Raw genomic sequence first — 26,751 nt, 5'->3', positions numbered from 1 at the left:
ATCAAAGAAATTTCGTTTTCCTCAACATCTGTGGCAGCAAACTTATAGCTATTTTGCGCGGTGCGGCAGGCGGCATAGCGGCAGGTGCATCGGAGCAGAGTTGCTTCCACTTAGAGCCATTATATACATTGAGGCAGTTGGAGGTAGTACAATAAATAGTCAGCCCCAAAGGAATATTATCCAAAGAGTCTCGCTCCACGGCGGTAAGACGGGGAATTAAAACGCCTTTATTGTTTGAAACTATATCCAAAATAGCAGAAGCATCGGGTTCTGTGGTATTGATACCAACACTCTGTGCTTGAACATTCTGTATTTTGAATAAAAATATGGTAATAATGTATAAGTATAAATATTTCATCATTTTTATAAAGTTTTAAATAATTTTATAAAAAATATCAATCTTTAATACAACGTACCGGAAGGTAAAAGGTGGCAAGCATATTGGTAGCCTCCACAAAATTTCCGTTATTGTAGGCTAGGTAGCGGTAATAAGGATTAGCAGCTACCGTAGCCGACCAAAAAGGAGCAGTAGAAGTACCTTGTATGAAATTGTTAGTATCTGTAGCAAACCCCGTCAAGATGGCACTAAAACCCGAAGTATTGGTGCCTTCTCCAGAGGCTACTCCCTGCCCAATTGCTTTGAGCGCATTGCCATTACCGTTTACGGCAGTTTCGAGCAAATCCCATTCGCTTTGTGTGGGTATGTGCCAATCGGGAGGGCATACACCTTGCACAGTGCCGGGTACTCCGTCTTGACTGGGGCTGCCTTGCATCATGGTGGACCAATTATAAAAAAGTCCCGTAATAGCAGGGTCGTAAATTCCTGTTCCAGCAATAGCCCCCGTTATTTCGTACTCCAAGTTCTTTGCCGTCCAGCATTGCGTACCAATTTGCACGGTAGGATAAGCCTTTCCATCTCTTAAATCAATCAGGGTATCGCCGCAGGTATGTGCCAAAGGTGCTTGCATACCACACAACTCGTTCCATGCACCGCCGAAATAAATATTCAGACAATGTGAACTTAAACAATAAATCATCAAACCCTCGGCAGGCGCAACGATGGCATCGCGTTCGGCAGCAGTAAGGCGCGGAAACAAAACGCCCTTGCTGTCAGATACTGCATTGAGCAAAGCCAAAGTGTCGGGGGCAGTATTGATATTTAAACTTTGTGCCGAAATATTATTGACACAGATGCAAGTAATTAAAAGTAAAAAACAATATTTCATAATTCAGGAAAATAGGGTAAAAATCAATAATTACGAATGCAACGCACACAATATGATATAGGCTGAAAAGTATCGGATTCAACAAAATCAGCAACACTACTTGCTAATGTCCTCGCCCAGGCACGGGAAGAAGTAGTACCCATAGTGCTACTCCACAAATAGGTACTTGAATTATTAGAGGCAAAAGTACCCACATAATAGTATCCTGTCAAATAAGCAGTAAATCCGGTGGTATTAGTGCCTTGCCCATAAGGAGCTACACCCTCACCTATAGCTTTGAGGGAATTACCATTGTTGCCGATGATGGTGTTGAGTGTCGTAAATTCATCGCGGGTGGGCAAGTGCCAACCCGGGGGACATACGCCTTGCGTGGTGCCGGGTATGCCGTTGGTGGCGGGATAGCCTTGCATAGCAGTAGTCCAATTATAGAATAAACCCACACTATCCGGCGAATACACGCCGGTGCCTGCTATTGCTCCGCTTACACTATAATTGAGGTTTTTCGCCAACCAACATTGTGTGCCGATTTGTACGGTAGGATATGCCTGTCCGTCACGCGGGTCAATGAAGGTATCGCCACACTGAAAGCCGGAGGGGGCATCGCTGCCGCATATTTCATTCCAATGCGTGCCATTATAAATATTGAGGCAATTGCGCGAAGTGCAAAAAACCATCAATCCCTCTGCCGGATTTACGATAGCGTCGCGCTCAAAATCGCTCAGGCGGGGCAACAAAATGCCATGACCGTTGGATACTATATCCAAAATAGATGAAGAATCCGGGTTTTCTGTATTGACACCTACCTGTTGTGCTTGTACAAGGATAGAGCAACACAATGTAGCTACCAGGAAAAATATTTTTGTTAAACTTACTTTTTTCATATACATATAAAGTTTACAGTCCAACAAATCTAATATTTATATTTTTTAAACTATATCTTTCTTTTTATGAAAAAAGTCTTTAAGTATTCAACTAAATGATTATCAATATTATATAATTATACAATTTATTAAAAATAAAATTTAATTGCTGTATTGAACCTTTTTTTAGTGCTTTTCCTTCGCTTTTATTTCATTCCAGATTGCGTCCATCTCTGTGAGGCTCATATCTTCGAGATTTTTATTTTGTTCTTGTGCAATGCGTTCTATTTCCTGAAAGCGGCGTATAAATTTATGGTTGGTACTGTTGAGGGCATTTTCGGGGTCAATATTAATAAAGCGGGCGTAGTTGGCTAAAGCAAACAGCACATCGCCAAACTCTTGGTGTTGTTGTGCGGCATCTTGCTTGGCTACGGCTTCGGCGAGTTCATTGATTTCTTCCAATACTTTATCCCACACTTGCTCTTTGGTATCCCACTCAAAGCCCACTTTGGCGGCTTTTTCCTGTATGCGCAAGGCTTTGGGCAGGGCGGGCAAAGCCACAGGAACACCTTGCAGCACCGATTTTTTTGAGCCGCTTTTTTCCTGCAATTTTATTTTTTCCCAATTATTGAGTACCGCCTCCACGGATTCGGCTTGTACATTGCCGTAGATGTGGGGGTGGCGGCGAATGAGTTTATCACACAATTTATTCATAATACTTTCTATATCAAAAACGCCCTGCTCCTCACCGATTTTGGCATAAAACACAATGTGAAGCAATAAGTCACCGAGTTCTTCCTCCAAATTTTTTAAATCGTTGGCAGTAATGGCATCGGCGAGTTCGTAAGTTTCTTCAATGGTGAGCAAGCGGAGGGTTTCGAGGGTTTGTTTTCGATCCCAGGGGCATTTTTAGCGTAGGTCGTTCATAATTTGGAGCAAACGCTCAAAGGCTGCTAAACGGGTAGAAACAAAGGGGCATGTTGTTTTTCTATTTTGTTTACTGTAAAAAAAACAGATTATACTTTGCAAAAATAGGTTATAAAAGCGGCATTTTTTTATGGTATAAAAATAAAAGAGCAAGCGGCATAAAATCATACCGCTTGCTCTTTTGCAACAAAATCAAATATTTTTTATTGACGCAATTTTTGTTTTTGCTTATCCTCATCAGCAGCCGACAGGTAATCAGTCGGCAATACAGATATTCATAAAATATTTTTTTTAGTGTTCATCTTCGTGAAAGAAGAAATCCTCCTGAGTGGGATAGTCTGGCCAAATATCTTCGATAGATTCAAAAAACTCTCCGGGTTCGTCATCTAATTCCTGCAAATTTTCAATTACTTCAATCGGTGCGCCGGAACGAATGGCAAAATCTATCAATTCATCTTTGGTGGCCGGCCAAGGAGCATCTTCCAGATACGATGCTAATTCTAGTGTCCAATACATATTCTAAAATTAAATTTGTGATAAATAAAAAAAGTAGTAATAGTCTCTTTATTTTCAGTTATCATACCAAAAACAAAGACTTCTTTTGTTTTTATTTACAAAATAAAGGTATTTTATAAAAAGTTTCAATTTTTTGTTTTTTTTGAAAAAAAATTATTATTACTAACCATTTTATATTCAATAATATATAAAAACGGCTCCTATTGTATCCAATAGGAAGCCGTTTTATCAAAATAAAGAATCACCTAAAAACTTATAACCATTTAAAAAAAATACGGTTGAATAAGGGAATAAAGGTTTTTTGTGTAGTTCACAGAATCAATTATTTAACAATAATTTTTTTGCTAAATACCCTCCCGCCTTGTTCTATTTGAAGCAGATACACACCGGCAGCAACTCGGTTCATCTCTATATCGCGGTGATATTCGCCTTCAAAGGGTTCTAAATGCTCAATAAATATTTCTCTGCCTTGCATATTCATGATGCGCACTCGCACAGCATTGTTGTCGGCGGAGCGAAAATGCAGCGTAAACGCGCCTTGGTTGGGGTTGGGATAATAGCTCAGTTCTTGCAGCAACAATACATCAGAATTTTCAGAAGGGGCGGTATTGTTTTTATCTATCCATTGCTGTATGTCGCTTTCCTTCCAATCCTCAATGGTGATGTTTCTTTGTTGTGAGGTGGCGGCGTTTTCATCTTCACGAATTATGATTTCTTTGCGCAACACTTTTTTATCGGGTGTTTCTGTTGCTCCATTTTCGTCACTTTTTTCATCAAAGAAATAAATATCGTCTGGGTGGCGTTGTTGTGGGGCGGGGCGTGCCTGTAAGGTGGCAGTGAGTTTTTGTTTTTTGCCGTTGCGCCAGATGATTATTTTTATTTTTTCGTTGGGTTCGTATTGGCTCAATATTTCCATTAAGCCGTAGTTGTTATTGACATCGGTGTCATTAATTTCGAGAATAATATCGCCTTGTTGCAATTTGGCTGCTTCGGCGGCACTATTGGGCAACACTTCTTCTACATACACGCCCAAGCGGTTGTTGAGTTGCGATTGCGCTTTGATGTCGTCACTGATGGGTTTGGGAATAATGCCGAGCATTACTTTTCCGTTGGGCGGGCTGCACATCATATCTTTGCAAGTGCCGCCACAGTTGCCGCCTCTACGTTTTGGGGTATGGCAGTTGCCGCCACTTTTCGGGTCGGGTTGTGCGTGCCACTCAAAATCATTTCCTCTAAAAAAGGGGAAATTGTGAAAAGCGGGAGGCAACATATTGCTGCCCAAAGTGCCGGAGCGGGTTTTGAGGGTAAGTGACAAAGTAAGCATTTGACCATTTCGGCGCAGACTGAGTTGCAGCACCTCTCCTACTTTTTTGCTTTGCACATAATCAATTACATCTTTCACTTCGTTCATCGCCACCCCGTCAATGGCGATAATTTCATCGCCGTTTTGTACGCCGGCGAGTTCGGCGGCTCCGTCTTTCATTACGCTTTCAATGCGCACCGAAGTGCTGCCTTTGGGCGAGCCGCCATCTGTATTTTCAATATTTTGCTCCTGCACTAAGGTTACACCCATAAAGGGGCGTTCTTCCTGCTGCATCAGGCTGTCCGTATTAAAATTAAAAAACAAATCCTTGTCGGGGACTTCAAACCCAAAAGGCGACTGCTCCCACGATAACATACCTTCGTTGTCAAAGCCAAAATTGCGCAACAGGGTTTGCATATCCTGCTCCAATTCCCCCAATTCAATAGTGGTATCTATTTTTACTGTTTCGCCGTTTTCATTTTTTTCAATATTCAAGTGTAAAACACGGCTTTCGTTTTGTGCGTAGCTTGGCAAAAAAGAAACACTCCACCAAACCACCATTATCATTAATTTATTCATAACAATAAAGAGAAAATTGAATCATTGAATTTGATGTCCAAAGTTAATATGATTTGTTGCTTGAAAGGTATTAAAGGAGTTTTAAAGTGGTGTTAAAGTGTGTTAAATCAATTTTTTAAAAATCATAAAAAATGAAATTCGTATTTTTAGCACTGCTTATTATAAATAGTACAAATTGTTTTTTTATAGTTTTCAATATCAACTGCCGTGTTCAATCGTTTGCGTTCTTTAGTATGTCAGCCTGTATCGGCTACACATGTGTCGGTATTTCGTATCGTTTATGGCGTTTTTATGATCATAGAAATGCTGTATTATATCGGTATTGAGTGGATACGAAAAGGATTTTTGTTGCCGCAGGTTTTGTTTCCGTTTGATTATTTGGAGTGGCTGCGCCCTTTGCCTGCTCCTTTGATGCTGGCTTTGCCGTACCTTATGTTGGCGGCGGCGGTGCTGATAACAATAGGCTGGAAAAGCCGTTGGGCGGCGGCATTTTTTGGAGTAGCGTATTTGTATCTGATTTTATTAGACCGTTCTTTTTTCAATAATCACTTTTATTTATTTTCGCTGCTGGCATTGCTGATGAGTGCAATGCCGATAGAAGCGAATTTTTCGGTTCAAAATTATATAGACAAAAAGCCGCAGCAAGGCAATTATATTCCGCGTCTATACTTGATGTTGTTGCAGTTTCAGATAGGTTTGGTATATTTTTATGGAGGTGTTGTAAAATTGACGAGTTATGATTGGGTGGTGCGGCAAGAGCCGATACGAAGTATTTTAAAAAATAACCTGCACGCTGCACTTACATCAGAAATTTGGGTGCATTTTTTTAGTGTGGGCGGTCTGCTCTTCGATTTGGGTATTGTATTTTTGCTGATGTATCGCCGCACACGCTGGTTGGGCTTTTTGTCGGTATTATTTTTTAATCTCACCAATTCGCACTTGTTCAACGACATCGGCATTTTTCCGTTTGTGATGTTGTTCAGTACTTTTATGTTTTTTGAACCGGATTTTCTCGATCGCCATTGGTTCAGCAAGCGCAAAACAGCTACAAAAACAGCCACTGCTAGTTCGCCGCCTGCATTTTCTTTATCGGGTTTTAGTGCAGTTGTATGGAGCAGCTATGTTGCTTTTCAGTTGTTGTTCCCGTTGCGCAATTATTTTTTGTCGGGCAATACCTCGTGGCATACCATCGGCAGTGGTTTTTCGTGGCGTATGAAAAATCAGATAAAGCAGATGACCTTACCGATAGAGTTTGTTGCCATTGATGAAGCCAACGGCAAACGGCTGAAACTTAGCTATGAAAAGATGATTAATACGATGCAATTTAAGTATTTGAAAGAAGACCCGCGCACGGTTGTGTTGTTAGGGAGAAAAATTGCCTCCAATTTAAAAGAAAAAGGTATTATGCAACAGCCCGCCATTTTTGTAAAATACGAAGTATCGCTCAATAATCGCCCTTCCCAAGCACCAATTTCGCCTACTCAAAATTTGGTAACTTTGGATTATTACAACTATTTTTCGTGGATAAATCCTTTGAAATAACCTGACCATTTCGTTTTTTTATGCGTCTGCTTCGTCCTCCTTTTTCCAGATTACCTCTTCTGCGCCGGAGATATGGGCAACATAGCGTGCCAACACAAAAAAATAATCCGACAGGCGGTTGAGGTAGCGGACAACAAGCGGCGATACTGGTTCGCTTTCGGCAAGAGCCACCACACACCGCTCGGCACGCCTGCACACACAGCGCGCCACATGGCACAAAGACACAGGAACGCCGCCGCCGGGTAAAATAAAATGGCGCAAAGGCGGCAGTTGTTCGGTCATTTCGTCTATTTGTTGTTCGAGCAGAACAATATGTCGCTCGCCGATATGCGGCGGTTTGGCATTTTTGGCGTTCGGGTCGGTGGCAAGCATCGCTCCTACTACAAACAGTTGGTTTTGTATGGCTTCGAGGGCGGCACGCAAAGAAGGCTCTTGGAGATGGTCGCGCAGCAGCCCCACTTGCGAGTTAAGTTCATCAACTGTGCCGTAGCTTTCAATACGCAGATGATGCTTGGGCAAACGTGCGCCGCCAAAAAGCTGGGTGCTGCCATCATCGCCGGTTTTGGTGTATATTTTCATCAATTCATTATATCAATAAGGAAAAAAACGATGTTGTGATTTTCCTATTTTGCCTTTTTATGAATAAAAAAATTTAGGTTTTTTAAAAAAAAACAACTCTTATTTTCCTGTTTTTACTATAAGATGTTGTGTGCTTACTACTGAAGTATGATATAATTGCAAGAAATACATTCCATCGGGCAAATGGCAAATATCCACATTTGCATCAAAGGCGACATTGTTAAAATATTGTTTTTCCAACACTAATCCGCCCAATACATTATATAATTCCCACGCCAGCAAAGGCTGTGAACTATTAATATAAAACACACCACCCGAAGGATTCGGAGCTATTTGGAGTATTATCTCATTATCATTTTGAAGCCCAACCACGTTTACTTGCATCGGCTCGGAGCTATTGCTGAAACCCGCTGCATCAGTAATGACAACCCAATAATTGCCGCTTTGCTGTGCAGTGTAAGTGGCAGCATCGGCATTTTCAATCAATTCGCCATTGAAATACCATTGGTAGCTGTAGCCTTCGGGAGCTTGTAACACATTATCGTCGATGAGCAATACCGTCACCGCATCGCGCGGAGCAACAACAACAGTATCTATGACGGTGCAGCCCAAATTGCTGTTTTGTATTTCGAGTACATAAGTTCCGGCTTCGCTGATGATTTGTGTGGCTGTATGTGCATTTTCGGCAAGGATACCTACACCATACCAAGTAATGTCGAGTTCATTTTGATTATCTGATAGGGTAGGCACAAGAGAAATTGTTCCGGTAAGCGGCAGTTGCACATCATTTCCGGCATTCACGGTCAGCATATATTCATTCACCGTCACCGTCACCAAAGAATCGCAGCCCGAAGCCGAAGCAAAAGTAAAAGTTTCCACATCGCCGCCCTGCAATTCGGTATCGTTGAAGATGATGCTTTCGCCCGCACAGGTTTCCAAGGTAAGAGCCGTTTGAAAACTTTGTAATTCATTCACCGTCACCGTCACCAAAGAATCGCAGCCCGAAGCCGAAGCAAAAGTAAAAGTTTCCACATCGCCGCCCTGCAATTCGGTATTGTTGAAGATAATGCTTTCGCCCGAACAGGTTTCTAAGGTGAGAGCCGTTTGAAAACTTTGTAATTCATTCACCGTCACCGTCACCAAAGAATCGCAGCCCGAAGCCGAAGCAAATGTAAAAGTTTCCACATCGCCGCCCTGCAATTCGGTATTGTTGAAAGTGATACTTTCGCCCGAACAGGTTTCTAAGGTAAGAGCCGTTTGAAAACTTTGTAATTAATTCACCTTTAACGTCAACAAAGAATAGCAGCCCCAAGCCGAAGTAAATGTAAAAGTTTCCACATGGCCGCCCTGCAATTCGGTATTGTTGAAAATAATGCTTTCGCCCGAACAAACACTCAATTGCACAGCACCGGACAAAGCCTCTTTTTCTACCACATGAATAACAACAATAGAATCGCAGCCGCTATCCGTTTGCTGCAAAACAAAAGTCTCATTTTGACCGCCATATAATAATTGCCCCATAAATGCCACCGGCTCACCCGCACAAGTTTCCATTGTTATATCACTGCTGACTGCTGCTACTGTATTCACAGTTACATGCTCAATATTTTCTATACAGCTTTGATTATTGGTATAATAAATATGATGTGTATTGGCAGCCGATAAACTATAACCGGCATAGTTAGCAGTTACATTATTACAGGTTTGTAAAGTCATATTGTTTTCGGAATACATTACATAATTATAGGTATAATGTGTAATAACAGAATCACAACCATTTTTGGCTGTCAATATTGTGCTTTCTTCATCAAGAGGAATTTGACCATTAGTGGGAGTATAATTATTGAAATTTAATATTTCAATTTGATTGGGAGCAGGATTTAAAATAATATCACCGGCAGCAACAATACCTTCGCAAATAGCCGAATAGGTATTGGTTTGATAAGGTGTTGTATTTTCCTGTACGCTAACGGTAACAGAAGCATTGCAACCATTTTGGGTATTGGTAACAGTGAGCGTATATTGTCCGGCTTCATTGACGACTGCATTAGCGGCATTTGCTCCCGAAACAATATTTCCGTTTTGAGTTGCCCATTGATAAGTGATATTAGCACCGCTGCTACTGCCTACCGATTGCAGCGTGGCGGTAGAATTGTTGCAGGTGATAATGCCTTGTGTGGCAGCCGCTGCCAAGGGAACATTAGCACTTTGAGACACCAACACCTGATCGTTGCTATTACAAGTTCCGTTAAATACCGTAAGCTGATACGTTCCTGCCTGACTGACGGTAGGCATTGCCATATTTTTATTGCTATCATTGATATCCGGTCCCGACCACTGATAAGTAAATCCGCTTTGTGCAGTTGTGCCTAATACTACACTTGTTTGTGAGCAGGTTAATTGTTTATCAGTTCCGGCGTTGGCGGTTGGTATGCTGTTGATAAAAACTGTATTGGAAGTAGTTCCGGTACAACCGTTGGCATCGGTAACAGAAAGTGACACCGTAGCTGCTCCCAGCACCGACCACACCACGCTGATACTATTGTCGTTGGGATTACTGTCGGCAATAACAGTACCGCCATTTACTGTCCACTGATAGTTGCTATATCCTTCGGGAGCAGTAAAAATAGTAGGCATAGCCATACCACATACTTGCAGGGGCGGATTTTGCAAAGCTACCGACAAAGGCTCGCAAATGACAGCAGCATCAATATAAAAACGAAACGAAGTGCCGATTCCATAAGCGATTTCATTAAACAAAACAGTTCCGTTGTTATCGCTCAAAACCAAACTGCCCATTGCCTGAGTAGGATTGCCGGTGGTGCAGCTATGCGAATTACTGTTTACGATTTCGTTGAGAATACCATCACCGTAGCTGTCCTGAACTTCAAAAGTATAACAACCGGACTGCGTTAAATCAAAATCGGTGGTATAAGTTTGATTACATTGCATAGCACCATTTTGATACAACACTGCTCCCGCATCATTTTTGAGTTGCCACGAAATTTCTTCGGGCCAAAAGTCGGTATGTAGTTGAAGTGTCACAGGATTAGCAGCAGTAGAATGTTGAACGGTAAGATTGATTTGATTATTGCTGTTGTCTGCATCGGCAAGTCCATTGGGTTGGGCGGCAATAACTTGTAAAGCGACATTATTGGTGGCATTGATGGCATTGAGCGCAATTTGCTGCGAAGCAAAAGTAGCCAAAGAGCCGCTCCAATTAAGAGTTTGGACGGTCTGTGTGCCATTTTTTACAGTTATTTGTACCGAAGTAAGCGGGTTTGTTCCTTTATTTTGCAGTTCTATGATAGGAGTAAAAGAACTGCAAAAAGCATCTTCGCCCAAATAACTGATAGCGGCATTATTAGCCCCTAATGCAGTAGCACATTCGGCACTTTTATAAAAACCGATGGTAGCAGGATCGGCGTAAGGGATTTCATAGACTTTTTTATCGGGGCACACAATATATACAGTCGGAAAATAAGTCAAAGTATACAGATTGGGTACATTTTGAGTATTGTTAATGATAGGTATATTGGTTACAGAAAGCCAGTTGCCTATAGAGCCATTATTGCTCAATGTATTATTGGTAGCATTATCAGATTCCAAAGCCAAAAACACCACAGAATTATCTCCCTGCGGTCCATATTGTGCATAGGCGGCGTTAATACCTTGCGGGTCTGTATAAGATTGCCAACAAGGTCCACACCATACCGCAAAAAAATCTAATATTACTGATTTTCCCTGATTGAGATAATCATAAAGTTGATGAGTATTGCCATTGAGGTCGGTGAGTGTAAAATTAGGAGCAGTGCTGCCATCGGCTAATTGAGCGTGTGTATTGGGGGCAGAAAGCAGCAGCAGAATACAAAACACCGCAAAATGTAGAGTTTTTTTCATCTTTTTTTATACCAAAAAAATAAAAAGAAAATAATAAAAATTGCACAAATAATTGCTGTTTTGGAAGCAATACAAATGTTTAATGCTGCAAGATTACAGGTTTTTTGTTATAATACATTGTATAATAAACAAAATTGCAATAAAATAAAGCCAACGATATAGAAACAAATAATTTTTTTACAGAAGAAATAGATACTAAAATTAAAAAATGACAAAAAAATATCAATTTATTGAACATAAAAAGATTGGTAGTGCAAATAATTGTTATTTTTGCAACATAATTGCAAATACAGGATGTAAAATTATGATGCGTTTTCAAAATTGGTATGCAAAAACAAGTGTTCATTTGTCGCTGCTGTGTGCGGTGCATTGTATGGCTATGCCTTTTTTAGCCGTTGCATCACTTACGTTGCCTTCGTTTTTTCATCAACCTTGGGTAGAAGCACTTGCAATGAGCCTTAGTTTATTGCTGTCGGGCTTGGTATTAGTTCCTCAGTTTGTTCGTTATCGCACACTTATTCCTTTTACTTTGTGGACATTGGCAGTGTTGTTTACAATATTAGCTTTGTTCTGTCATGTTCATTCTTTATCGTCCGTTGGCGGTATATTATGCGCTGCTGCTGTTTTGTACAGCCGTTTTGTTCCCCACAAATCGGTGTGCAATTCTTGTCACGCATAGTCTTTTTATATTTATCTTTTCTTTTTCTGCTATTTTTTACCGCAAAATTTTGTACAAATAAAAATTTTGCGGCAAGTTTGCTTTTTTATTGGCTCATTTTATTTTTTGATATATATGCTATTATACAGCACGCGGCAACAATCGCCGCCGGTGACACTCCAAGAAGCCGTATTGCGCGGTTTAGCCCCCGACCAGGGTTTATATTTACCCGAAAAATTACCGGCAATGCCCGCCGATTTTTGGGAAAATCTGCCGCAGTTTTCTTTTCCTGAAGCCTCTTATCGTTTTGCTTCACAATTGTTGCAAGGAGCAATCCCCGAAAACGTATTACAGAAAATTGTGTATGATGCGGTTAATTTTGATGCACCTTTGCGCCGCATCAACGAGCGCATTTCGGTATTGGAATTATTTCACGGACCTTCGCTGGCTTTCAAAGATTTCGGGGCGCGTTTTATGGCGCGTCTGATGGGCTATTTTGTACGCAACGAAAGCCGAGAACTGCATATTTTGGTGGCTACCTCCGGCGATACCGGCGGCGCAGTGGCGATGGGTTTTTGGAATACGCCGCATATCCGTGTTACTATCTTGTATCCGAGTGGCAAGGTGAGTCCTTTGCAGGAAAAACAACTCACTACTTTGGGCGGCAATGTATCGGCGGTGGAGGTGCAGGGTACTTTTGATGATTGCCAGCGTTTGGTAAAAGCGGCTTTTTCCGACAAGGACTTGCAGGAGCAGTTGTTTTTATCATCTGCCAACTCTATCAATATTGCCCGCTTGATTCCACAAGCGTTTTATTATATATGGGCATATCGCCAGCTACAAGAAGAGCAACAACACGCTGTTGCGCCCGTATTTTGTACGCCAAGCGGCAATTTCGGCAATTTATCGGCGGGCATTATTGCACAAAAAATGGGTTTGCCGGTGCGCCACTTTGTAGCTGCCACCAACGCCAACGATGTAGTTGCACAATTTTTGTCGGGTGCTGATTATATGCCGCGCCCTTCGTTACCGACCTTATCCAATGCAATGGACGTGGGAAATCCGAGCAATTTTGAGCGTATGCAGTGCCTCTACCACCACGATACTGCGGCTCTGCGCCGCGCTATCGCCGCCGACAGTGTGAGCGATACCGACACACTTGCTGCCATGCGCGAGTTGTATCAACAATACAATTATGTGGCCTGTCCGCATACTGCTGTTGCTTATCGTGCTTTAGTGCGTCAGATGGAAAATCGCCCCGATTGGGAACAGGGTATCTTTTTATCCACAGCACACCCTGCCAAATTCATTGAAGTAGTAGAAGAGGCTTTGGGAATACAAGTGGCATTGCCGCCGACTTTGGAACGTCTCCTTCCTTTGCAAAAAGAAGCGACTTTATTAAGCCCTCGCTTTGAAGATTTTAAAGAATATTTGTGGAGTGTTTCCTAAAAATAAGGAACAATAAAAAGAACAAATCTTAATAACAAAAAAAAACGAATTAAATTATTTTTTAATTATATGATTTATTTTCAATAAATACATTCGCCGAATAGCTGCCTTTATCGTTAATCAACCCCAGCTGAATGGTTTTGTCGCCGCTTTGCCACTCGTGCGTAAATAGCAAGCGACCGTCTTTGAGGTATTGAGCAGGCGGAAAAATTTTGGGTTCTTCGATGGTTTTTCCGTATTTCAGCGTAAATACATCTATTAAATCTTCCCAAATCAAATAAGTAAAAGTGGTATATTGTTTTACGTCGGTGGTGGGCAAACCTTTGATAACAATCGCACGCAGTTCATCGCGTTTGGTATAAACAGGTACAATTTTGTAGCCGTATTTTCCGAGCGGAACGGGGTATCCTTCAGGAAAACCGATAGCCGCAAATTCGGAAGGCGACATACCAAAATCCACCGCATCAAGTCCGAAACGTTTTTTTGGGGCTTCTTCTTGATTGGCGGCATTGCTATTGTCGGCAGTGGCATTTACGGAGCTTTTGGGGTCTTGTTTACACGATATAAATGAAACACAGCACCACAAAAAACACGTTAGTACAAGGTGTATAAAACCTGATTTTTTTACGACAAAATTCATATATAAATCTATTAACTTGTTGAAAAACAAGCATTTCACAATAAAGTTATTATAAAATCAACACAGCATGCAAGGAATTTTTTTAAAATTAAATGCTGCCAAATTAAATAATAAAAAAAACGATGCAAACAAAGGGCGCAAAGCTACAAAAAATCGGATAATTGTTTTACCTCGCCTGCCAAATCTGCTTGATAAGCTCAGGCTTTTCCTTGCGACTTAGCCATCAAATTACACATTTTATATAGCACACGCGCCCCCACATTGGCATTAAATTCCTGTTCGGGAGCTACTTTTTTGTGGTTGCCCACACTCACCTCACACAAATCGCAAGCGATAATTTTTTTGTTTTGAGCGACAATTTCATTGAGCAACATCACCGCCTCCTCCAAACTCAAACCACCTGCTACGGGAGTGCCGGTATTTGGGCAGTGTTCGGGGCTAAGTCCATCAATATCAAAACTTACATACACTTCATCGGGCAGTTCTTTTACTATATCATTGCACTGTTGTTGCCAATTTTTTTCACCTCTCAGTCGTTCGCGGCGCAAAACAAAATCATAAAAAGGCACTACTCGTTTTTTGGAATGTTCGGCGAGCAATACTTCGGCTTCGCAAATATCGCGCACGCCCACACTTACCAATTTTTTCACCTGTTTTAATTTGAGCGCATTGAACATAATAGAGGCGTGGCTGTAAGTAAATCCTTCGTAGGCATCGCGCAGGTCGGCGTGGGCATCTACTTGCAAGATGCCGAAATTTTTGTGTTTGTCGGTAATGGCTTCCATCAGTCCCAAAGGAGTGCTGTGGTCGCCACCCAACACGCAGGGAATTTTTCCGTCTGCCACAATTGCCGCCGCTTGTTCGCGCACCCACATTTTCAGTTCTTCGCAGGTTTGGTTGATATGTTGTAAAGTTTTTTTGAGCGGAGCGGGCAAGTCGCTGTCGCTTTTTTCTTCCAAATGCCGGATATAAGCGGCGGCTTGCTTGCGCAATTTATCATTTTGTTTGAGCCATTTTTTGGGAACAGGCAACATATAAATACCAATTTTCCAGGCATTAGCGACATCAAAATCAAATAAATCAATCTGTGGCGAATAATCCAAAACCGCCTGTGCGCCCCGCGCAGTACCTGCCAAATACGAAACTGTTACTTCCCATGGCACGGGAATAATGACGATTTGGGCATTTTCATAAGTATGCGGCAATCCGAAAATATTGCCGTTGGCAGCACCCACACCATTAGGATTAAAGTTTTCAAGCGTATCAATTGTCATCGTTAAAAAATTTACAGAACGCAAAAATGATTAAAATAAATCATAAACAATGCGATTTTTGCCACAACTTTGCGGAACATTTTTTTTATCTTCTTTTTTCATTAAAATATGAATTACGAAGCCATACATCATTTAGTACAAAGCTCCATTGATACCAAACAGCAACTTTTGCAGGATACCTCCCTATTGGAACGGGTATTGCAAGCGGCGCAGTTGATGAGTCAAACTTTTAAAAATGATGGCAAAGTGCTGTTTTGCGGCAATGGCGGCAGTGCTGCCGATGCCCAGCATATCGCCGCCGAATTGTCGGGGCGTTTTTTCAAAGACCGTGCGCCGCTTTACGCCGAAGCTCTTCATTGCAACAGTTCCTACCTCACCGCCGTTGCCAACGACTACGGCTACAACGAAATTTTTGCGCGTATGGTGCAGGCAGCAGGCAGAAGCGGCGACCTTCTGATAGCAATTTCTACTTCCGGCAATTCGCCCAATATCCTCAAAGCCATTGAAACCGCCCGCCAACAACACATGCAAGTGATAGGATTTACGGGCGCACAAGGCGGAAAAATGAGTGCCCTGTGCGATGTTTTGCTCAATATGCCCTCCGACCACACACCGCGTATTCAGGAATGTCATATTTTGGTAGGACATATTTTGTGCGAGTTGGTAGAAAAAGATTTATTTTAAATTTTGTGTGCTTTTGCTCACGTTGCAAGCGGTATTTTATTTTTTTGGAAATAAAAACAAATATTGTTTGCAAATATTTCATTATCAATATTTAAAAAGAAAACAAAAATCATCATTCAAAAAAAAACACCCCTGCTTTTAAAATATGCAATTTCAAAGAAAAAAACACAACAATGCCACACTTTTGTCGCTCTATCGCGAATTATTGTTGCCGCGAATGATTGAAGAAAAAATGCTTTTGCTCTTGCGTCAAGGAAAAATCAGCAAATGGTTTAGCGGTATCGGTCAAGAAGCAATAGCAGTGGGTGTTACTGCAGCTTTGGACGAAGATGAATATGTGTTGCCTTTGCATCGTAATTTGGGAGTATTTACGGTACGCAAATTGCCTTTGGCGAAATTATTTATGCAGTGGCAGGGCAAAAGGGAGGGTTTCAGCAAAGGGCGCGAGCGGTCATTTCATTTCGGTACCAACGAGCATCATATTATAGGAATGATTTCGCATTTGGGTCCTCAACTTGCGGTAGGCGGTGGCATTGCTCTGGGGCATTTGCTCAATGGCGACAAAAAAATAGCCGTGGCTTTCAGTGGTGAAGGCGGCACCAGCGAAGGCGATTTTCACGAGGCACTCAACACCGCCGCCGTCTGGGACTTGCCCATTATTTTTGTAGTAGAAAACAACGGCTGGGGGCTTTCCACACCACCTTCGCAACAATTCAAATGCAAACAAATAGCAGATAAAGGCATCGGTTACGGTATAGAAGCGCATACCATAGACGGCAACAATATTTTGGAAGTATATGATACCGTAAAAAACCTGCGTGCTTCAATGCTCAAAAAACCGCGTCCTATTTTATTGGAATGTATGACTTTCCGTATGCGCGGACACGAGGAGGCTTCGGGTACAAAATATTATCCAAAAGGATTGCAGGAACAATGGGCAATAAAAGACCCTTTGAGCAATTACGAAAATTATTTATTGGAGGAAAAAATATTGAAAGCGGCAGAGATAGAGCAACTGAAAAGCGATTTTAAAGCACAAATTGACGAAGCGTGGCGCACTTGCGAAGCCGCCGACAGCATCAAAGCCACCGAGCCGCAGCTTACCACAACCGAATTGAGTGATATGTACAAGGCGGCAACACCTTTGGAAATGGCACCCGACTTGTCCAAAACCTCCGAAAAACGCTTCATTGATGCCATTTCCGATGGCTTGCGCCAAGCGATGGAATATTACCCTAATTTGGTATTGATGGGTCAGGATATTGCGGAATACGGCGGCGTGTTTAAAATTACCGAAGGTTTTCTGGAACAATTCGGTGCGGCGCGGGTACGCAACACCCCCATTTGCGAAAGTGCCATTATAGGCATTGGTTTGGGATTATCGGTAAAAAAATACAAAGCAATGGTAGAGATGCAGTTTGCCGACTTTGTTACTTGCGCTTTTAATCAAATCATCAACAATTTATCCAAAATACACTATCGCTGGGGGCAAAATGCCGACGTGGTGGTGCGTATGCCTACGGGTGCGGGCACAGGTGCAGGTCCTTTTCATTCACAAAGCAACGAAGCGTGGTTTTTCCATAGTCCGGGCTTAAAAATCGTATATCCGAGCAATCCTTACGATGCCAAAGGCTTATTGCTTTCGGCTTTAGCCGACCCCAATCCGGTGATGTTTTTTGAGCATAAAGCCTTATATCGCAGCAAAGAATGTGTACAACATATTCCCGATGCGCCCTATACCGTGCCTATTGGCAAAGCGGCTTTGGTGAACGAAGGCGAAGATTTGAGCATCATCACTTATGGTATGGGCGTATGGTGGGCAAAGTCAGTTTTAGCAGAAAACGCCCATATCAAAGCAGATTTGATTGATTTGCGCACGCTCTCGCCTTTGGATACCGACACTATTTTTGCTTCGGTGAAAAAAACAGGCAAAGCTATCATTTTGCACGAAGACGCTTTGAGTGGCGGCATCGGCGGCGAGATTTCGGCGTTGCTGGCACAGCATTGTTTTGAATATTTAGATGCGCCCGTTGTGCGTTGCGCCGCCTTAGATACACCGATACCTTTTGCAGGCGGTTTGGAGCGCAATTATTTGCCTGCCGAACGGTTTAAACAAGATTTGTTAGATTTGTATGCGTTTTAGTTGAAAAACGACATCAAAAATCTAATTTTTCAATGAAAGAAAATACACCAAATAACAGCATGCACCCCATCAGAATATTTGTAACCGGCGGCACTTTTGATAAAGAATACAATTTTATCAGTGGCGAATTATATTTTAAAGATACCCACCTGCCCGAAATGTTTGAACGCGGACGCTGCACAGTGGACATCAACATACTGACGCTGATGATGATAGACAGCACCGAAATGGGTGATGAAGAACGACAGATTATTCGCTACAACTGCGAAAAATGCGACGAATCGCAAATTGTCATCACGCACGGCACTGATACTATGGTACAAACCGCCAAATTGCTTGCCGCCGCCGCCATTCCCAAAACTATCGTACTTACCGGAGCTATGATTCCGTATCAATTCGGTAATTCATCTGATGGGTTCTTTAATCTCGGTGCGGCACTTGCTTTTGCACAAACACTGCCAGCCGGCGTATATATCGCCATGAATGGTCGCTATTTTGATTGGGATAAAGTACAAAAAAACCGTAAAACCGGATTTTTTGAATCCGTTTAAACAGGAAATAATTTTTATTTATTAATATTTTATATTAAATTGGCACAAATATTGATTATTTTTGTTGGACAATAGTAGAAAGTATTGGATTTTTGGTGTATAAATGCCGATGTATAAAAATTATTATCTGCCCTGCATTTTACTCATTGCCTTTTCTACTTTCTCCGACAGGATAACGATTTTTTATTTTAACATTAAATAAAAACAAGCGGCTCTATGCTGATAGATATTGCTTTCTTTGTTGCATTGGCTTACGGCATTTACAGTGGTTGGCAAAAAGGTACTTTTGAAGCCATAGCGAGCCGTGCCAAAATGATAGTAGGTGCTATTGTTGCGCTCAACGTAAGCCCTTTTATCAACGATTTCGCCATAAAATCCAATTTTGTAAAGGCAGCCTACACGCCTTTTATTTCTTTTGTAATGGCTTTGGGTTTGGTGATGCTGGGCTTTTCTTTGCTCAACCGTAGCACTGCCAATCTCAGCAAAGAAACCGGCGTAGAATTATCGCGCAAAAATGTGGGCGTAGGGCTATGGATGTTTTTAATGGCAGCAATGTTTAGCTGGTTTGTGAGTATTTTTCAAAAATCCGATGTTATTTCTCCGGCAATTACTGCCGAGTCCAATGTATATCCTCTTATTGAGCCTACCTACGATATTCTCAGCAACCGTGTATTCAATGCGGTTCCGGCAGTAGGAGGAGTGGCACATTCTTTTCTTGCCGTCATCTCCGATGGTGCACGCATGTTAGGCGGCTCTGTTGCTGACGACAAAAGTATGCAAAGAATAGCAACTCCTTCGCAGAAAAAGCTACAAAATCCCGAGCAATTGAAAAAGAACAACACTCCTAAAAAATCCGCACCCAAAGTACGCAAGCGTTCCGGTGACGAGGATATATTGGAGTTGTAAAAATTAGCTAATTATATTGTTATACGTTTTTATCGCCTTAAAACGTGTATCCCAAGGCAACGCCAAATCTGCCCACCGGAATAGGTATGCCGCTCACACTACCTGCCAAATGATCGCCGGAAACATCAACACTCATTGTTTTTAGAATAATATTGATTAAAAACAAACCCACTCGTGTAGCTTCTTCATTTTCCAAAATGTCTTTAATATTGTCATAGTCGGTGGGCAATAAATTAGGGTCTTGCAAAGATGCTTTCAAAGAGCCAAAACCAAAACCGCCGCCCGCAAAAATATCCACACTAAAGCCGCTTTCGTTTACAATCTGCCACCCCAAATCTACGCCCAACGCCACACTCGACAAACGTGCCGCCACCGACCCGCTAATAATATCCGACTGGCGTTCGTAATCATAAGGCACCGTCATAGACATACGGGTGTAACGCAAAAAAGGCTCTATATAAAATCCGTTGGGCGCATCTTTTTGAGGATAAAAGCGAAAATAAGGTGTGAAACTAAATGCATCGGCTTTTACATTGCTGCCAAAACGATAATCGCGCTGGGCGGTAGCTTTTTCTAAGGAATTAATATCGAAATTTTTCGGAAAAGTATAATTGTACTGCAAACCCAAAGACCACGATTCCGCCACAGTAACTTCGCCCGAAACCGCTAAAGTGCGCATCAACAAAGAAGGCACATTTGCTTTTATGGTAAAATGTTCTTGGGCATTGATATTAGCGCATGCCAAACACAAAAGCAACAAATAAAAAGATTTTTTCAACATATATAATAGTTATTAAAAAAAGTGTGTTGTTATTTACAATACCGCAATTTCCGTATGCCGACCTCAAATAGACAGTAGCTTTTGCCCAAAAGTTTATTGATAAAAGATTAATAACTCAAATAATTTTTCGTTACTCAAAAAGAAAAACGATTACCACAAAAAATTAAATGCTTTTGTAGTCAAATTTCCGCGGTCGTCTCGCACTTCCAAACGAAACTGATGTGTACCCGCACTCAAAGGCACATCTATTTTTCCGCGCAATGCCCCCGATTTTTTATCATAATCCATCAAATTCCATTGTTCATCAACATAAGCATTAAAGGAAGCAATACCTGATAAGCCGTCATAAATATTAAACTGAACGGTAGAAGCAGGGCTAAGTTTTATTTTTTCGTAGTTTTTAAATACCTTAATCGTAGGTGGTGTATTATCTGTTGCTACATAAAAATCCCCGAATTGTCGGTCTTGTCCGATTAAAAATTCATTATCCCAGCGTGTTTTTTTCAAAGGTATTTCGCGGCTGCCGCTTTTGCGCACAATCAGTGCTTTATCGCGGAGGGTTTCGGGCAGATTGCGCGGCACTATGCCAATATCAAAATAAGAATGTACCGGCGTGCTGACTTCGTGAACGCTATGAATATCGGAATAGATAGAAGAAGAAGTAGCACGGCGGCTGTGTTTAAAATAAACATCATCATAAAAAGCATCAGGCGCAAATATCGCTTCAAAATCGTTGCCATCGGTGTAGCGGGCAGGATTGCCCTGATACATCAATTGCCTGTAAGTGCCGGGTAAGGGACTCGCCATTTGCTGATTGGTGAGCGTGCTGCGCATAGCAAAGTTGAGCCGCGAAGTATTATTGTAGGCATCACGCACGATAATTTCAATTTGATGCGTAGCTCCATCGCTCAAATCTATCGCTCCACTCTGGATAAGGTTATTATAAACAGGCAAACGGTTTCCTGGCTCTACATAGCAACGATGCATAGCAGCACCGCCATTTACGTCATAATCATAATCAATATGCGAATTGATATAGCGCGAGTGCTCAAACAAAAAAGACTCCATATTAAAGGAAAATACCGATAAACCATCTTTTTTAATTTCAATACCATACACTCCATTGGCATTGTCGGAGGCATTTTGAGTATCGTAGGTTTTTACGGTTATTCCGGCAAAGGGCGTAGTCATCACTACATCATTTTTGCTGAGTGCATAATTACCGCCCCCCAAAGCGCGGGCGGGTAATATGCTTCGCGAGCCGTTGATTCTTTTTGCCAAATCCAAAGGCAACACATTTACTTGCTGGATAACGGGATTGCGGGTATCACCGACATCAAAGCCGAAAAGCAAAGGATTGATGGGGGCTTCAGTGGCGGTGTCGCGGATTTCAAAATGCAGATGCGGAGCAGTAGAGCTGCCCGTATTGCCCGAAAGTGCCACCACCTGGCCTTTTTGTACCGCCAACACACCGGCAGGCACAGCGAGATCTATTTCAAATTGTTGTTGAGCGTATTGTTGAGTGCGCACATAATCGGCGATAGCACCATTGAGGCGCGAAAGATGAGCATATACTGTGGTATAGCCGTTGGGGTGGGTGATGTAGAGCGTTTTTCCGTAGCCATCGCCCGAAATTTTGATACGCGACACATAGCCTTCGGCACAGGCATAAATATTGTAACCTTCTTTTCCTTGTGTTTTTATATCGATACCTGCATGAAAATGATTGGTGCGCAACTCGCCGAAAGTACCCGCCAATATCAGAGGAATATCCAAAGGCGAACGAAAATAATTTTTCGGATATTCAACAGGAACAACGGCAGGGGCTAGCGAACCGGCAGCTTGGGGCAAGCGGAGAGTAGAAGAAAAAAAATAAAAGCAAGCAACAATATAATAAACTATAAAAAAAGCGTAGGCGTACATCATTCAGATAAAAAGAAAAACAAAAGAAGTATTTTGTATAAAAACAGTTCTTTTTAAAATTTATTGTATCAAACAAAAATCAAAGGTATTTCAGCAATTTTTCGCTAAAATACAATAAAAGCAAATAAATGAAGGCAGTTTTTCAGGTTCAAATTATCAAAAAATCAAAGTATTGAATCTCAATATTTTATACAATAAAAAATTGCTCTTCTTTTTTAATAAAATCGGGCTTTAAGAAAGCATATCTTTATATGCTTGAGCTATATTTTAGCATATAAAAAAAACAAATCAGGTTTTCCAAAATCGCAGCAACAGCACCTCTATTGCCAAAAACAACAAAGCTGCGAGCAAGCACCATTTCCAAAGTGCAACACCCTGATCAATTTCGCCTACCAAACCCGCTAAGTCGGCATCGGGATTATCAATTATTTTAATATTGGCGGCATTGTATTTTTGTTTCAAGCTATCCAAAGCCAAGTATTTCAAGTCCGACTCTTTGCGGTTGTAATTAAATCCAAAATATGCCACTGCCGTAGTATCTTTTTCGGGTTCTAATGCAAAAATACCATCTTGTTGCAATTGGTTGCCGAGCGACAGAATCAGTTGGTTGCCGACTATTTTTTGGTTGGGAATAAATTCGCCGCGCTCTTTGTTGCGCAGTTTCAAAATATCTTCAGCACCGCTACTTTTATCGGGTGCGCGGGTTTGTATAATATTATTATTGCCGATGGTATAGCTCAACGAAGGCGCATCGCTGCCGGCAAAAGCCATTTTCAAAAGCATGGGCACAAAAACGGCGTGGGCGGGCAGGTTGGTGGCGGCTACATCTAAAGGCGCAATACCAACATAGAGTTTTCCGTCTTTTACGGCGTATTTGCTCAACAAAGAACCACCATCGCGCAGGGGCAGCAGTTCTTCTTCGGTGGTAGTAGAAAAATGCGACATTTCCCAGCTTTTTTTGGCAGTGGGCAAATCCAGATTTTGGGGAATACGCTCAAAAACATCATTAAAAATTTCCTGTTGAGTATTGATGCGGCTCACTTCACGCAGCGAAGCAGTGGTTTTTGACAATACATTTGCCCCCACCGACTTCAAAAAAGCATTATACGAATCGGCAGCAGCATCTATGGAAGGAAAAACAGCCACATCACCGCCGTTTTCCACATATTGTTTCAGCTCAAAAGCCAAGCCCGAAGAAATGTTTTTTACATCGTTGATAATAATGAGGCGATAATCGCTCATTTTGGAATAATCCAACTGATTGACAGACTGCGAGCGCAAATTAAAATACGCTTCTTGACCAAACAAAGTGCCGATATAGCGATTGGGTTTGTCGCCGTAAATTTCTAAAATATTGAGTTGGGGTTCAATATAAAAACTAAAATAGTAATGGTCGTCAAAATCAATAGGGTAGTCAGTGATGCTAAATTCGCCGCGCTGCCAGCCGCTCTCACTTACGCTAAATTCAAGGGTATCGGTTTTGGTTTCGCCGGCGGCAAGAGCCGTTTGTGTCATTGCTTTCGTTTGCTCGTTTATTTTGAGGCTGACGCGCACCTCTTCGGCGGCGGTATTGCCGGCATTGGTGAGGCGAAACAACATTTTGTTGCTTTGCTGCAGAGCCTGTACGGGGGCATCTAACCACAGCGAGTCCACGTACACATTGTTGGGTGTGGCGGTTTGCAGCGGCACGAGGTAATAATGATACAAGCTGTCGTTTTTAAAATCGACGATATTTCTTTGAAAATCGGAGATAATAAAAATATTTTTGTAGTCGGCATTGGCATTTTCAAGGGCTTGTTTTTGGCGGTCGGTGGCACGGCTGAGAGGCTGTGTATGTGCACTCGATTGAATTTCATCGGCAAAAGCCAAAAATTCTTCTTTGCCTATCAGCCGTTGGTGTCTGCCTTCGAAGTCGTTGGTCAGGATTTGAAATTGTTCGTCGGCACTGTAAGCCTCAGCAATTTGGCGGGCTTTGGCTTTTGCCTGTTCCAGCAAAGCCACATCGCCGTTGCGGGCGTTCATACTAAAAGAATTATCCACAAAAACGCTCACCGCCTTTTTCCCTTTTTTGATGGCAGCAGCATCGTTGCTCAAAAAAGGTTGTGCAAAAGCCAATACCAAAGCAGCAATAGCCGCCAAACGACTCAAAAGAATGAGCAAATGTTTCAGGCGGCTGCGCGAAGCCGATTCTTTTTTAATTTCTTTTAAAAACTGAACACTGCTAAAATAAACCTTTTTGAAACGGCGAAAATAAAACAGATGAATAATAACAGGCACTGCCAATGCTGCCAATGCCCATAAAAAGGAGGGATATAAAAAATTCATGATTGTCCAAATAATGTGTTGCGTAGAAACAACATAATTAAACTGCAAAATAAAAGCCAAAGTTTATAAATCAAGGAAAATATTTTACAGAAAGCAGACGATAAGGCAAATGATACCATAAAAAAAATAGACTTAAAATATCAAAATATTGAACTATGTGATTTATCTTTTAGTTTTGTAACATATCTTTGCACCGTCAAAGAAAGAAATATTAATTTTTATATTAAATAACAAAACAAAAAAATAACATCACAACAATGGCTGACGTAGCATCAAGAGTAAAAAAAATTATCGTTGATAAACTCGGCGTAAGCGAACAAGAAGTGAGCAATGATGCCAGTTTTACCAACGATTTAGGAGCCGATTCATTGGATACAGTAGAATTAATTATGGAATTTGAAAAAGAATTTGGCATTTCTATTCCCGATGATGAAGCAGAAAAAATTCAAACGGTAGGCAACGCCATAGAGTATCTTGAAACCAATTCGGCTAAATAAGAAAGCTGTATTTTTAAATTAAAGAAAAAAGCAATGCGCAAGAAATCTAAGGCAGGAGCCGGATTTCTTGCGCATTGCTGCATAATAAGCATATACTGAAAAAAATCAAAACAAAATTATTTGTTAATTTTGCTTGAAAGTAAACAGCAAGCGAAAAAACATTTACAAGATTTTTAAAAAAACAACTTACAGCCACAGTACAAAGATTATATATGATTGAATTTAAAAGAGTTGTGATTACAGGTATGGGAGCATTAACTCCTATTGGCAATACTTTGCCCGAATATTGGGACGCGCTGCAAGGCGGCGTAAGCGGAGCTGCCCCCATCACAAAGTTTGATGCCACCCATTTCAAAACCCGTTTTGCCTGCGAAGTGAAGGGTTTCAATGCAGAAAATTTTATAGAGCGCAAAGAAGCCCGCAAATTTGACCCCTTTGCCCAATACGCCATTGTTGCCTCCGACGAAGCCATACGCCACGCAGGTTTAGATGAAAATATCAACAAAGATCGTGTTGGAGTAATATGGTCGTCGGGTATAGGTGGGCTGCTCACTTTTCAGGAGCAGGTGCGCGAACACGCCGCCGCCGGCTACAATCAGCCTTTTAAATACAATCCGTTTTTTATTCCTAAAATGATTTCCGATATTGCGAGTGGCCATATATCCATTCGCCATGGTTTTCGGGGACCGAATTATTCGGTGGTAGCAGCTTGTGCTTCATCTACCAACGCCCTCATAGATGCTTTCAATTTGATTCGTTTGGGCAAAGCAGACGTAATTGTAACGGGCGGTTCGGAAGCCGCCGTAGTAGAAGCAGGTGTCGGCGGTTTTAATGGCTTGAAAGCACTATCGGAGCGCAACGACTCGCCCGAAACAGCATCGCGCCCTTTTGACAAAGACCGCGATGGTTTTGTGCTTGGCGAAGGTGCAGGTGCATTGATATTGGAAGAATTAGAACATGCGCTGCGGCGCGGTGCTACCATTTATGCAGAAGTAGCGGGCGGCGGTATGAGTGCCGATGCGTATCACATGACAGCCCCGCACCCCGAAGGTTTGGGGGCACGTTTGGTGATGCAGGCAACGTTGGAAGATGCCAATATGCAACCCGAAGAAATTGATTATATCAACGTACATGGGACTTCTACACCTTTGGGCGATGTAGCCGAAGTAAAAGCTATTGAAAATGTATTTGGCGCACACGCACAAAACCTCAATGTAAGCTCCACCAAATCAATGACCGGACACTTGCTCGGTGCTGCCGGAGCTATAGAAGGCTTGGCTTGTGTAATGGCGGTACATTTGGATATTATACCGCCGACTATCAACCATTTTACAGACGACCCCGACATCAACCCCAATATCAATTTAACATTTAACAAGGCACAAAAAAGAACAGTACGCGCTGCATTGAGCAATACATTTGGATTTGGTGGACATAATGCTTCTGTTATTATAAAAAAATGGAAAGGGGCATAGTGCGTTTTCAAAT

At 41.8% G+C, this 26,751-nt stretch carries 22 protein-coding genes and 1 pseudogene; 9 read left to right on the top strand and 14 right to left on the bottom strand.

The window, feature by feature from the left end; translation table 11 throughout:
* Position 1 precedes the first annotated feature (1 nt).
* The 6 genes and pseudogenes from IPL35_11130 to IPL35_11105 form a co-directional block, all read right to left on the bottom strand.
* Complete coding sequence (locus IPL35_11130; protein ID MBK8443918.1) at positions 2 to 361, bottom strand: hypothetical protein; 360 nt, start codon at positions 359 to 361, stop codon at positions 2 to 4.
* Between the two features lie 34 nt (positions 362 to 395).
* Positions 396 to 1,226: a hypothetical protein gene (locus IPL35_11125; GenBank protein MBK8443917.1), complete on the bottom strand. Its 831-nt coding sequence runs from the start codon at positions 1,224 to 1,226 to the stop codon at positions 396 to 398.
* A 23-nt stretch (positions 1,227 to 1,249) separates the two neighbouring features.
* Positions 1,250 to 2,062, bottom strand: a complete 813-nt coding sequence (locus IPL35_11120; protein ID MBK8443916.1) for a hypothetical protein — start codon at positions 2,060 to 2,062, stop codon at positions 1,250 to 1,252.
* Between the two features lie 210 nt (positions 2,063 to 2,272).
* A pseudogene (gene mazG / locus IPL35_11115) lies at positions 2,273 to 3,181 on the bottom strand (nucleoside triphosphate pyrophosphohydrolase).
* A 123-nt stretch (positions 3,182 to 3,304) separates the two neighbouring features.
* Entirely contained in the window at positions 3,305 to 3,529 is a 225-nt protein-coding gene (locus IPL35_11110; GenBank protein MBK8443915.1) for a DUF2795 domain-containing protein, read from the bottom strand.
* A gap of 322 nt (positions 3,530 to 3,851) precedes the next feature.
* Entirely contained in the window at positions 3,852 to 5,411 is a 1,560-nt protein-coding gene (locus IPL35_11105; GenBank protein MBK8443914.1) for a PDZ domain-containing protein, read from the bottom strand.
* Positions 5,412 to 5,618: 207 nt separating this feature from the next.
* Here IPL35_11105 and IPL35_11100 point away from each other — a divergent pair, with 207 nt between their 5' ends.
* Positions 5,619 to 6,953 (top strand): HTTM domain-containing protein, encoded by a 1,335-nt coding sequence (locus IPL35_11100; GenBank protein ID MBK8443913.1) that lies wholly within the window; start codon positions 5,619 to 5,621, stop codon positions 6,951 to 6,953.
* Positions 6,954 to 6,971: 18 nt separating this feature from the next.
* Here the strand turns inward: IPL35_11100 and IPL35_11095 are convergent, their stop codons facing one another.
* The 3 genes from IPL35_11095 to IPL35_11085 all read right to left on the bottom strand — a co-directional run bounded on the left by IPL35_11095 (position 6,972) and on the right by IPL35_11085 (position 11,432).
* Positions 6,972 to 7,532, bottom strand: coding sequence for a cob(I)yrinic acid a,c-diamide adenosyltransferase (locus IPL35_11095; protein ID MBK8443912.1), 561 nt, complete (start codon positions 7,530 to 7,532; stop codon positions 6,972 to 6,974).
* Between the two features lie 99 nt (positions 7,533 to 7,631).
* On the bottom strand, positions 7,632 to 8,732 hold the full coding sequence (locus tag IPL35_11090) for a T9SS type A sorting domain-containing protein (GenBank protein MBK8443911.1): 1,101 nt from the start codon (positions 8,730 to 8,732) through the stop codon (positions 7,632 to 7,634).
* Between the two features lie 72 nt (positions 8,733 to 8,804).
* On the bottom strand, positions 8,805 to 11,432 hold the full coding sequence (locus tag IPL35_11085) for a redoxin domain-containing protein (protein ID MBK8443910.1): 2,628 nt from the start codon (positions 11,430 to 11,432) through the stop codon (positions 8,805 to 8,807).
* 304 nt (positions 11,433 to 11,736) lie between these two features.
* On the opposite strand from IPL35_11085, the gene IPL35_11080 reads away from it, so the two are divergent.
* Positions 11,737 to 12,111: a MerC domain-containing protein gene (locus IPL35_11080; GenBank protein ID MBK8443909.1), complete on the top strand. Its 375-nt coding sequence runs from the start codon at positions 11,737 to 11,739 to the stop codon at positions 12,109 to 12,111.
* Between the two features lie 114 nt (positions 12,112 to 12,225).
* A complete protein-coding gene (gene thrC, locus IPL35_11075) occupies positions 12,226 to 13,539 on the top strand; it encodes a threonine synthase (protein ID MBK8443908.1) in 1,314 nt (437 codons plus the stop codon).
* 61 nt (positions 13,540 to 13,600) lie between these two features.
* Here the strand turns inward: thrC and IPL35_11070 are convergent, their stop codons facing one another.
* Positions 13,601 to 14,125 carry a hypothetical protein gene (locus IPL35_11070; protein MBK8443907.1) on the bottom strand — a complete coding sequence of 175 codons (525 nt, stop codon included), beginning with the start codon at positions 14,123 to 14,125 and terminating at the stop codon, positions 13,601 to 13,603.
* Positions 14,126 to 14,376: 251 nt separating this feature from the next.
* Positions 14,377 to 15,453 (bottom strand): agmatinase family protein, encoded by a 1,077-nt coding sequence (locus tag IPL35_11065; protein MBK8443906.1) that lies wholly within the window; start codon positions 15,451 to 15,453, stop codon positions 14,377 to 14,379.
* Positions 15,454 to 15,561: 108 nt separating this feature from the next.
* On the opposite strand from IPL35_11065, the gene IPL35_11060 reads away from it, so the two are divergent.
* The 4 genes from IPL35_11060 to IPL35_11045 all read left to right on the top strand — a co-directional run bounded on the left by IPL35_11060 (position 15,562) and on the right by IPL35_11045 (position 19,737).
* Entirely contained in the window at positions 15,562 to 16,137 is a 576-nt protein-coding gene (locus IPL35_11060; protein ID MBK8443905.1) for a D-sedoheptulose 7-phosphate isomerase, read from the top strand.
* A 145-nt stretch (positions 16,138 to 16,282) separates the two neighbouring features.
* Complete coding sequence (locus IPL35_11055) at positions 16,283 to 18,280, top strand: dehydrogenase E1 component subunit alpha/beta (protein ID MBK8443904.1); 1,998 nt, start codon at positions 16,283 to 16,285, stop codon at positions 18,278 to 18,280.
* A 59-nt stretch (positions 18,281 to 18,339) separates the two neighbouring features.
* Positions 18,340 to 18,831, top strand: a complete 492-nt coding sequence (locus IPL35_11050) for an asparaginase (GenBank protein ID MBK8443903.1) — start codon at positions 18,340 to 18,342, stop codon at positions 18,829 to 18,831.
* A gap of 216 nt (positions 18,832 to 19,047) precedes the next feature.
* Complete coding sequence (locus IPL35_11045; GenBank protein ID MBK8443902.1) at positions 19,048 to 19,737, top strand: CvpA family protein; 690 nt, start codon at positions 19,048 to 19,050, stop codon at positions 19,735 to 19,737.
* Between the two features lie 37 nt (positions 19,738 to 19,774).
* Here IPL35_11045 and IPL35_11040 read toward each other — a convergent pair whose 3' ends face one another.
* The 3 genes from IPL35_11040 to IPL35_11030 form a co-directional block, all read right to left on the bottom strand.
* Positions 19,775 to 20,482: a DUF3575 domain-containing protein gene (locus IPL35_11040; GenBank protein MBK8443901.1), complete on the bottom strand. Its 708-nt coding sequence runs from the start codon at positions 20,480 to 20,482 to the stop codon at positions 19,775 to 19,777.
* A 186-nt stretch (positions 20,483 to 20,668) separates the two neighbouring features.
* Positions 20,669 to 22,369: a M23 family metallopeptidase gene (locus IPL35_11035; GenBank protein ID MBK8443900.1), complete on the bottom strand. Its 1,701-nt coding sequence runs from the start codon at positions 22,367 to 22,369 to the stop codon at positions 20,669 to 20,671.
* A 360-nt stretch (positions 22,370 to 22,729) separates the two neighbouring features.
* Positions 22,730 to 24,766, bottom strand: a complete 2,037-nt coding sequence (locus IPL35_11030) for a BatA and WFA domain-containing protein (GenBank protein ID MBK8443899.1) — start codon at positions 24,764 to 24,766, stop codon at positions 22,730 to 22,732.
* Positions 24,767 to 25,023: 257 nt separating this feature from the next.
* Between IPL35_11030 and IPL35_11025 the strand changes: the two genes are divergently transcribed.
* Together IPL35_11025 and fabF are read left to right on the top strand one after the other, a co-directional pair.
* Positions 25,024 to 25,263, top strand: a complete 240-nt coding sequence (locus IPL35_11025) for an acyl carrier protein (GenBank protein MBK8443898.1) — start codon at positions 25,024 to 25,026, stop codon at positions 25,261 to 25,263.
* Between the two features lie 215 nt (positions 25,264 to 25,478).
* Positions 25,479 to 26,738 carry a beta-ketoacyl-ACP synthase II gene (gene fabF, locus IPL35_11020; GenBank protein ID MBK8443897.1) on the top strand — a complete coding sequence of 420 codons (1,260 nt, stop codon included), beginning with the start codon at positions 25,479 to 25,481 and terminating at the stop codon, positions 26,736 to 26,738.
* Positions 26,739 to 26,751 lie beyond the last annotated feature (13 nt).

Source organism: Sphingobacteriales bacterium, assembly GCA_016711285.1.
Taxonomy (GTDB): domain Bacteria; phylum Bacteroidota; class Bacteroidia; order Chitinophagales; family UBA2359; genus JADJTG01.
The sequence above is the reverse complement of the archived record's forward strand: the minus strand, read 5'-3'. Positions and strand labels throughout refer to the sequence as shown.